Here is a 9075-nt window from a genome sequence, read left to right as displayed (position 1 = left end):
TTTGCTTTTATACCAAACTTTTTTATTTTGTTTATAACTTTTTAAATCATTAATATAAATTAAAAAGTGATTTATACTAAAAAAACATAAAATTTGGAGACTGATCAATGAAAAAGATTAAAAATATAATTCCATATATTCTTTACGGTTACCTAGGCTCTTTGTTATATAGTTTTTTAAATTATAAATTTCACTTTTCTTTCAATTATAGATTAATAATTATAGCTGTGACAGTTGGACTTTTAAGTTTTATCCTTGGAAAGATTAAAAATATAATGTTCAATAAAAACAATCCTCAATAGCTTACACTTTACTAAGGATTGTTTTTAATTTAAATATTATTAACTTCTGCTGAAAATATACTTATGTCTGTTTTCATTGTATACATATATCTACAAAATAAGGTAATATTTTTTCCTTTAAATTCGTTCACCTCGACATAAATCTTCTCATTACTAGGATTTAATGAGAGAGTTATCCTTTTTTCTTTTCTTCATTTCTAATAATTAAATTTCCTTCGTCAAAAACATATTTATAATCAGAATTTTCATATTTATATTTTTTGTAAACACCCGTTATATCTACTCCCATTATCTTTTTATCTGTATCATTATATTTTGTAACTTTTTTTGTATAAATAAATGTTGGATTAGTCAAATTAATGCCACTAGGCAAATTTCCTCCAGGTACAGGAGACATATGATATCTTGGATCTACCCACTCAACATTTATATTTATCTGCTCACATAACTCTCTTAATTGTACATAAGTTTGCCCTTTCTCAATAAATACATCACCTCTAAAAAAATATACTGCTAATCCAAATATTTTAATACTTTTTTTATTATTCCATACCTATTTTACTTTATGAATCAATTTTAATACTTCAATAACTCCTGAAACAAAAATATATATTCTAATCTCATCTAAATTAATTATTTTAAAAAGCATATCAATATCCAATTATTTTTCAATATTCAAACTATTTTCCTATCTTATTAAAAATTAATTTTAAACTACCCTTTAATACGTTCACTTATATCTTGATAATTAATACTAAAAATGTTAAGTAAGTATCATTATAATATAGATAATTATAGTATAGAATGTCCGATACTTTTATGTTATACTAAATTATAATTTGACTTCGCAGTCCAATTATAATTCTCTCTGCTCTATATTTAGAGCTATAAAAGGTGTTTCTAATGATAAAAAAATTTACTGTTGCGAAAGAAAGAACATGGAAAATTATTGACTGCATTGTAATTTTACTTTTAATTACGATTCAATTAACTAATTTTAAAGAAGACGGTGTCCCTGTAATCCTAATGTCACTACGCCGATTTAGTGATGTTTTTTCATCTATAATAAAAGCTAATAGTACAGCTGAATTTTTTCTCTATACAATTGTTGTTTTATTTGTATTTATAGTTTTTTCCATTAATATACTTGCATACCCATTCTTTATTCCAATACTATATATAGGATTTCGTATAGCAATTTCTAAATCTTTAACTGAGAAATTGACTTTTACAGGAGAAATGAATATTCAGTATTTTCGCGATACATTTTCTAATGTTTCTCCTACTACTGCCAGCCTATTAATGGATCTTGATATAGAAGCTGGCAAAGATATAGCTGCAACACTTTTATCTATGTATAACCGCAAAATAATTTTTATTCACTCAGACCATATTGAGTATAATCCACAAAACACTAGTAAGTTGCTAAACAGCGAGAAGATCTTATTAGAATACATTAAAAACTCTTCAAATAAAACACTTATTAAAAAATGGAAAACTCAATGCATAATTGAAGCGGAAGATGCAAAATTTTTAGAAATAAACACAAAAGTGGATTTTCCTCATTCCGGAAACCACTTCTCTTTTTATAAAAGAAAAAAGAAATTGTCTCTTGTTGCAAGGCTATGTATCACATCCTGTATAATTATTATGTTAATTGGAGTTCTCCAAATTTTTACTAAATTATCTGATCAGTATTATTTAAATAATTATATAAATATTAATATTGATAGCGATACAAACCTTGATACATATTATATGTTTTTTGCAGGATGTTACGATTACAATAACTTTATCAACAACCCTGATTTTATTAGAAATTTTTTATACAGTTTGTTTAACTTTTTTATAATTATACTCTCCGGTATATTTATATTTTCAGGACTATACCTTATTGCCCATAATAGAAAATACAAACAAATGAAGTCACCTCTAATAAGAACTAAAAAAGGTGAGCGTACAGCAGAAAAACTGCTTGCATTGAAAAATTATATCCACGACTTTACATTGCTTAATGAAGCCCAAAAAGAAAAAGTTCTATTATGGGATGACTACCTTGTTTTTGCACTTATTCTCGAAGAAAATGAAAGTATAGTTAGTGAAATAAGTAAATATTTTCCAGGTCTCAGCCTATTTTGGATGCGTGAGCTATAATGACAAAAGTTTAGTTTTTTAATTAATTTCAATTATACTTAATCATCAAATAGTGTAAAATTTTGGAAACAAAAAAGATATACTCCTATGATATATAATATTTGATGAGAGTAATTATATGATCTAAGGTTTTAAAATATAATTTTATAAACGAATATGATAATTTCAGAAAAACTTTTTAAAGCTATGTACTGTTTATCTATTACTTCCTCAAAAAAATTCAGTAATGGAATAAAAGTAAAAGTTAATATAATTATAGGTAAAGTTAAACTTTGTTAAGAAAGTAACAATTTAGCTATAATTATCTCCCAACACTTTTGCTTTCAATCTACTAAATTTTAACCCTTTTTATACAATATTATAAATTCTCTAACAGCTATTATAAATAAAATCATTGTAATAGAGCCTATAACTAATTTTAGCGGCTTATTAAAATGTTGAAATATATTCATATTTCCTGAGTGAAATGCTAATTGCCAACCAGCAAAAACCCAAATTAAAACTTTGCTTTCTTTTCTTTTTATGTAAATATTTAAGCAATAAAATACTATTATTAATCCTATAGCTATTCTGCCAAGATCCATAGTAACACCCCTATAATTTAGAACTGATGCACTTCTTATAATCATACCACGATAATTTTAAACTATCAAATGTTTAATATAATTCAGCTTTTTACAACCCACTATCTCAAAATTGTTTTTTAAGTTTTAAAAATATAAAAGACAAAATAATTTTTCAGATAAAATTTTACCTATACTATAAAATATTAAATCCCCGGTATTAAACCGAGGATTTCTTTATCTGTAACAAAATGGACAATCTTCTCCATAGTTACATACTTTAGTTTTACTGTTGTATTCATGTAAATTTGGACAGTATTCACCATAATTACAAGAACCTGTTCTTCTGTTGTGTTTATGCTTTTTTGTATAGTCACAAGTTTTTGTGTATTGTACATTATTATGAGCATGTTGCCCTCTTCTGTGACCATGTGCAAATACTCCGCTTGGAGTTAACAATAAAAACGCTAAAGCTAAACTGGCTACTTTCATTTTCATATTATCACCTCTTAATTATATAATATTATATGTTGTATAGTATTATATCATAAAACCCTTTAAAGGATTATAGATTTTTCCTATATACTTTAAATCTAACCCTAGGTATTTAAATAATCTATTAAATTCTTAGATACTCTAATTACTATTTAGTAATATATTTCTCTTTTAATAATATTAATTTACATTTTATAATTTATTAAAAGATATGGTTCTCTTCTATTCCTAACTAGAATGTTTAAAATATCTATAACATTAGTATAAATATATTAACAAACTTTATTTATAAAATCTGTTCTGAAATTATAGAATAGAAGTTTTAAAATATATTACTTAAGTTGATATCTAAATTTATAATGGGAAAGGAGTTTTCTTATGGCACATAATCACATACATTCACATGAAAATAGTGGTGACAATACTACTAGTGTTGCATTTTTTCTAAATCTAACTTTCACTGTTATTGAACTTTTCGGGGGTATTTTTACTAACAGTATTTCCATAATCTCAGATGCCGTACATGATTTTAGTGATAGTCTATCTCTTGGTCTTGCATGGTACTTTCAAAAACTATCTAAAAAAGAAAGTACGAAACTTTATACCTACGGATATAAACGATTTTCCCTTTTGGGTGCAATAATAAATTCAGTAGTCCTGATTATAGGAAGTTTATATATACTATCTGAAGCTATTCCACGCCTATTTAAACCTCAATATACTAATGCCAAGGGTATGTTTGCCCTTGCTATCTTAGGCATTATAATTAACGGTCTAGCCGTTCTGCGTACTAGGAAAGGCTCCTCCATCAATGAACGAGTTGTTTCTCTTCATTTACTTGAAGATGTTATGGGATGGATTGCGGTCTTAGTCGGTTCTGTTATTATTCACTTTACTGGACTTACTATTATAGACCCAATACTTTCTATTTTTATTGCCTTTTTTGTACTCTTTAATGTATTTAAAAACATAAAAACAGTATTACCGATTCTTCTTCAAGGAACACCTGCTGATATTGACCCTAATTATATTATTAAAAAGCTGGGAGAATTTAATATTGTCCAAAGTATCCATGATCTCCATATATGGTCTTTAGATGAAAATTTCAATGTGCTCACTGTTCATATTACTATAAAGGAATCTTTACCTTTGGAGGAATTAGCAACGCTTAGAAATCAAATTCGAGCTCTTTTATTTAAAGAGGGTATTCAACATTCCACAATTGAATTTGAATTACCCGATGAAAATTGTAATTTCACAGATGGAATTGACTCCGGAATTTTAAACTGAAATTATTTATAATTTATAATACAAGTAAAATCTTTACCTGCGATTTTAAAGTTTTCTTTAGGACATTAAAAATATGTTTTTAATAATTTATTTTTCATAATATTTCTTGACTGATATTTTTTTCTGTGTTAAACTTTCAACTACATTCGGAGGGCATATTTTTATAATAAGTGCCGGATAAGGTGTTATGCTAAGGCTTAACACCTTTTTTATTTCAAAATTTAGAAAGTGGTGAAAATTATTAAAGCAAAAATCAGTAGAGAGAAAGAAATATCCTTCTTAACGGGTAGTATACCTAAGTCCTTGATATCATTTTCAATTCCTTTTATCTTAAGTATACTTGTTCAGAACTTATACGGAGCCGTTGATTTATTAGTTGTAGGTAATTTTGCAACTACTTCCGACGTTTCAGCAGTTACTATCGGCAGTCAGCTTATGACTTTAGTTACACAACTTATTATTGGATTTGCTACCGGAATAACAGTGTTAGTAGGACAATACTACGGAGCCAAGGATAAAAAGGGCATATCCCGAACTATTGGAACATCAGTAATTTTATTTAGTTTTATTGCAATTATCTTAATGGCAATTTATCTTGGGTTCCATAAACATTTAATTTCCCTAATGAAAACGCCTTTTGAAGCCATAGGTGAAACTGAAGAATATTTATTCGTCTGCGCTTTGGGTATTGTTTTTATTGCAGGCTACAATGTAATCAGTAGTATACTGACAGCTATGGGAGATTCTAAAACGCCTTTTATTTTCGTGCTTATAGCTTGTTTAATTAATGTAGTTTTAGATATTCTCTTCGTCAAAAAATTTCATATGGGAGCTTTAGGTGCAGCTATAGCTACAACTATTGCACAGGCAGGTAGTTTTTTCTTTGCCTTAATATTTTTAAAACGCAATGGAATTGGCGTTTCAATTACTCGTGAGGATTTCCATTTTGATAAAAAAGAAATTATAAATATAGTATTAATAGGTGGGCCTGTTGCATTACAAAACATGTTAGTAAATGCTTCTTTTTTATTTATAACTACAATAATAAATCAAATGGGTGTTGTTGCCTCTGCTGCTGTGGGCGTTGTAGAAAAACTGATAACCTTTATATTTGTACCGGCAACAGCAATGGGTACTGCCGTTGGTGCTGCATCTGCTCAAAATATCGGTGCCAATCAATTGGAAAGAGCTAAGAAAACTATGTGGTGGGGTATTTTAATTGCACTTATTCCCGCAATTATTTTCACTTTACTTTGTCAGTTCTTTGGCAGTTCACTTGCCGGAATTATGACAAAGGATCCGGAAGTAATAGAAATGTCCGCAGATTATTTGCGCTCCTATGTCTTTGATGTACTTATGGTAAGTTTTGTATTCTCTATGAACGGATTTTTTAACAGCTTCGGAAAATCATGGTTTAGTTTAATCCACAGTCTATTGACCACCTTTGCCGTTAGAATTCCCCTTGCCTATTTTATAAGTACCATAGACGGTTCAACTTTATTTGAACTTGGTTGGGCATCACCTTTGTCAACTTTTGTATCGTTGATTTTATGTTTGATTTTTTTATCAAAAATCAAGCCACAAAAAAGTATGTATACTGCTGATGCTACCACATCTGAAATACGAGAATCCCCAGGAAATTTCGTTATTACAATTGCAAGGGAATACGGAAGTGGCGGAAGACTAATTGGTGAAAGCATTGCTAAAAAATTGGGAATATCTTTTTATAACCGCAATCTAATTGACTTAACTGCAAAACGAAGCGGTCTTGCAGAAAACTATATTACTCATCAAGAGGAATATATATCAAGCCGCTTTATATGGACCAGCCCCACAGGAGGACGTAATGTAGGAAGTCCGGCTTTCAGTAATTACTATAGCAATATTGACACCATGTTTAACACCCAAAGTCAAATAATACGTGAAATAGCCGAAAAAGAAGCCTGCGTTATAGTCGGTCGCTGTGCTGATTATGTGTTACGTGATCATCCCAACTGTATAAATGTATTTATTTATGCCAATTTGGAAAATCGAAAAAAACAGCTTGTACAGAAATATGGAGTAGATATTAAAAAGGCTGAAGAAACAGCTCTTAATACGGATAGAGGGCGTGCAAATTATTATAGATTCTATACCGGCAAAAAATGGGGAGATCGAGAACAATATCAGCTTATGATAGATAGCGGTATGTTAGGTATTGAGGACACAGCTGAATTAATAGTACAAAGCGTCCGTAAACTATATCCCAGTATCCAATGAAATAACAAGAACTTCTAAAAATGAAGTTCTTGTTATTGTTTTATCCCATATTTCCAAATAAAACTCTGACTGGTTTTCTTTAATTAAAATCTAAATACTCCACAGTTATCTTAACAAAATTAATCCTGCTCATTTAAGAGCAGGACTAACCTTTACTTTATTTAGGCAGTGATACTTTCCTTTTTCTTTTTAAAAATAAATACCAATATAATTCCTACAACACTTAAAAGAATTGATACTAAAAAGGCCATTCCATAATCTCCACCACTGGATTCTTTTATTACTGCTGCCATACGAGGTCCGAATATGGATGCCAATCCATAAGCTGTAAACATATATCCATAGTTGGAGCCGCTGTACTTCGAACCCCAGTTTTCAGCGGTTATGCCAGGAAACGTTCCTAAAAATCCTCCAAAGGACAATGCTATCAACAGGATTCCTAAAATTGAAAGTGCCCATTGCATTTGAAGAAACAACAACAGTAAGCCTAAGCCTGAAGCCATAAACATAACCATTACAGTAGAATATCTTCCTATCTTATCTGAAACCATTCCCCAAAACACTCTACCGCCTGTATTAGCTAAGGCTACTAAACTCACTACTAAGGTTGCTATTTCCTTACTTAAATTGATATACTCACTTGCTATTGAGGCAGCATGTCCAATAATCATAAGTCCCGCTAAACAACCAAATACATAGACTACCCATAAAAGCCAAAATGAAGATGTCTTCATCATTTCAAAAGGTTTAAAGTTTTTACCGCCAACACTGGTTGAATCAGCTAGAGTAGCAGGCGATTTTAAAACCAAAGAGGCTGCACATATTATTAAAAGTAAGCCCACACCTAAAAATTTAAAAGCATTTAAAACTCCGTAATTATCAATTAAACTCACTGCCAAAGGAGCCAACACCACTGCTCCTGAGCCGAATCCGGCAGCTGTAAGCCCTCCTGCCAAACCCTTTTTATCGGGAAACCACTTTACAGTCGTAGCCGTAGTACAACCGTAAGCCATGCCAATTCCAAATCCTAAAATAATTCCATATGTTATATAGAGCATAGGCAAATTTTTTACAAAACCGGTTAATATCATTCCAATCCCAAACAACAGTCCTCCTACAAAGGTTATCTTTCTAGGTCCTTCCTTATCTTGCCTAGGTCCAAAAATAATCATTGCCACCGGAACCATTGCAAAGGAAATACTAAAGGCTAAAGATGCCTGAGCTGTCGTCCATCCAAATTCACTCATAAGGGGTCCTTGAAAAACACTCCAAGCATAACCCGCTCCTAAACACAGATTAATTATAATACAGGATATTAAAATTAACCAACGATTATCCGTTCTTCCAACAGTTTTTTCCATAAATCCTCCTTCTTAAAACTCTCTAACTGTAATGAACCAATAATAGATCTTGATTAATTACCTGAATAAAAATAAGAAAATCAATCTCTATAATTATAGTATAGTTACCCCCTAAAAATTTTTCAAACTGATTTTAATTTATTAATCATACCTTTTAACTATGACTTTTGAATTTTTAGTTGAATAAATCAATAAAGTTATGTTTTTAAAAAAGATAAACTTATTATTATGTGATCCCATAAACATGAACAAAAAATAATTTTAATTTTTTACAATAAAAAAGTGAAGTTTTAAACTCCACTTTTAAAATTTAATTACTACCATTTATTTTTATATTTTGACTTTTAATTTCTAAATAGTATTTCCCGGATAATTCATATTGAATTAGTAAAAAGTTTTCAATACTTATAAAGTCATACCTATAATATTTTCTTTAAACAAAAAACATTATCTAAATTATCTAAAGCTTTACCATAGCCATAATTATTTTCTAAAACCAAACTTTTATATTCTCCCACAGAAATAATTTTTCCTCATATTACTCCTTCATTATCTTCACCGGCAATTGAAATATTTTGCTTGTTTTCATAGCTATCCATCAGCAGCTCTTTAAAGAATTTAAAGTGTTTTTTTCAATTAAGTTCCAAATAT

General features: G+C 29.5%; 8 protein-coding genes. 4 read left to right on the top strand and 4 right to left on the bottom strand.

Features of this window, described 5'->3' with window-relative positions; genetic code table 11:
- Positions 1–107 precede the first annotated feature (107 nt).
- The gene (locus EF514_RS08360; protein ID WP_127724988.1) at positions 108–302 is read left to right on the top strand and encodes a hypothetical protein; all 195 of its coding nucleotides are present in this window, start codon (positions 108–110) and stop codon (positions 300–302) included.
- A 172-nt stretch (positions 303–474) separates the two neighbouring features.
- Here the strand turns inward: EF514_RS08360 and EF514_RS08355 are convergent, their stop codons facing one another.
- Complete coding sequence (locus EF514_RS08355; protein ID WP_127724987.1) at positions 475–675, bottom strand: hypothetical protein; 201 nt, start codon at positions 673–675, stop codon at positions 475–477.
- Between the two features lie 530 nt (positions 676–1205).
- On the opposite strand from EF514_RS08355, the gene EF514_RS08350 reads away from it, so the two are divergent.
- Positions 1206–2456, top strand: coding sequence for a DUF2207 family protein (locus EF514_RS08350; protein ID WP_127724986.1), 1251 nt, complete (start codon positions 1206–1208; stop codon positions 2454–2456).
- A 338-nt stretch (positions 2457–2794) separates the two neighbouring features.
- On the opposite strand, the gene EF514_RS08345 is transcribed toward EF514_RS08350, so the two are convergent.
- Both EF514_RS08345 and EF514_RS08340 read right to left on the bottom strand, forming a co-directional pair.
- Positions 2795–3040, bottom strand: coding sequence for a hypothetical protein (locus EF514_RS08345; protein WP_127724985.1), 246 nt, complete (start codon positions 3038–3040; stop codon positions 2795–2797).
- Positions 3041–3256: 216 nt separating this feature from the next.
- Positions 3257–3517: a hypothetical protein gene (locus EF514_RS08340; RefSeq protein WP_127724984.1), complete on the bottom strand. Its 261-nt coding sequence runs from the start codon at positions 3515–3517 to the stop codon at positions 3257–3259.
- A gap of 375 nt (positions 3518–3892) precedes the next feature.
- Between EF514_RS08340 and EF514_RS08335 the strand changes: the two genes are divergently transcribed.
- Together EF514_RS08335 and EF514_RS08330 are read left to right on the top strand one after the other, a co-directional pair.
- Positions 3893–4804 carry a cation diffusion facilitator family transporter gene (locus EF514_RS08335; RefSeq protein WP_127724983.1) on the top strand — a complete coding sequence of 304 codons (912 nt, stop codon included), beginning with the start codon at positions 3893–3895 and terminating at the stop codon, positions 4802–4804.
- A gap of 231 nt (positions 4805–5035) precedes the next feature.
- Positions 5036–7063: an MATE family efflux transporter gene (locus EF514_RS08330; RefSeq protein WP_127724982.1), complete on the top strand. Its 2028-nt coding sequence runs from the start codon at positions 5036–5038 to the stop codon at positions 7061–7063.
- 161 nt (positions 7064–7224) lie between these two features.
- Here EF514_RS08330 and EF514_RS08325 read toward each other — a convergent pair whose 3' ends face one another.
- The gene (locus tag EF514_RS08325; protein WP_127724981.1) at positions 7225–8424 is read right to left on the bottom strand and encodes an L-lactate MFS transporter; all 1200 of its coding nucleotides are present in this window, start codon (positions 8422–8424) and stop codon (positions 7225–7227) included.
- Between the last annotated feature and the right edge of the window lie 651 nt (positions 8425–9075).

The organism is Anaerosphaera multitolerans (assembly GCF_004006535.1).
Taxonomy (GTDB): domain Bacteria; phylum Bacillota; class Clostridia; order Tissierellales; family Peptoniphilaceae; genus Anaerosphaera; species Anaerosphaera multitolerans.
Note: the sequence above shows the minus strand (reverse complement) of the source record. Positions and strands in the feature narration are given on the sequence as shown.

Bases quoted from the DNA above. Each gene is read 5' to 3' on its own strand.
- EF514_RS08350 (WP_127724986.1), top strand. From the start codon at position 1,206: ATGATAAAAAAATTTACTGTTGCGAAAGAAAGAACATGGAAAATTATT.
- EF514_RS08325 (WP_127724981.1), bottom strand. From the start codon at position 8,424: ATGGAAAAAACTGTTGGAAGAACGGATAATCGTTGGTTAATTTTAATA.
- EF514_RS08345 (WP_127724985.1), bottom strand. From the start codon at position 3,040: ATGGATCTTGGCAGAATAGCTATAGGATTAATAATAGTATTTTATTGC.
- EF514_RS08340 (WP_127724984.1), bottom strand. From the start codon at position 3,517: ATGAAAATGAAAGTAGCCAGTTTAGCTTTAGCGTTTTTATTGTTAACT.
- EF514_RS08335 (WP_127724983.1), top strand. From the start codon at position 3,893: ATGGCACATAATCACATACATTCACATGAAAATAGTGGTGACAATACT.
- EF514_RS08360 (WP_127724988.1), top strand. From the start codon at position 108: ATGAAAAAGATTAAAAATATAATTCCATATATTCTTTACGGTTACCTA.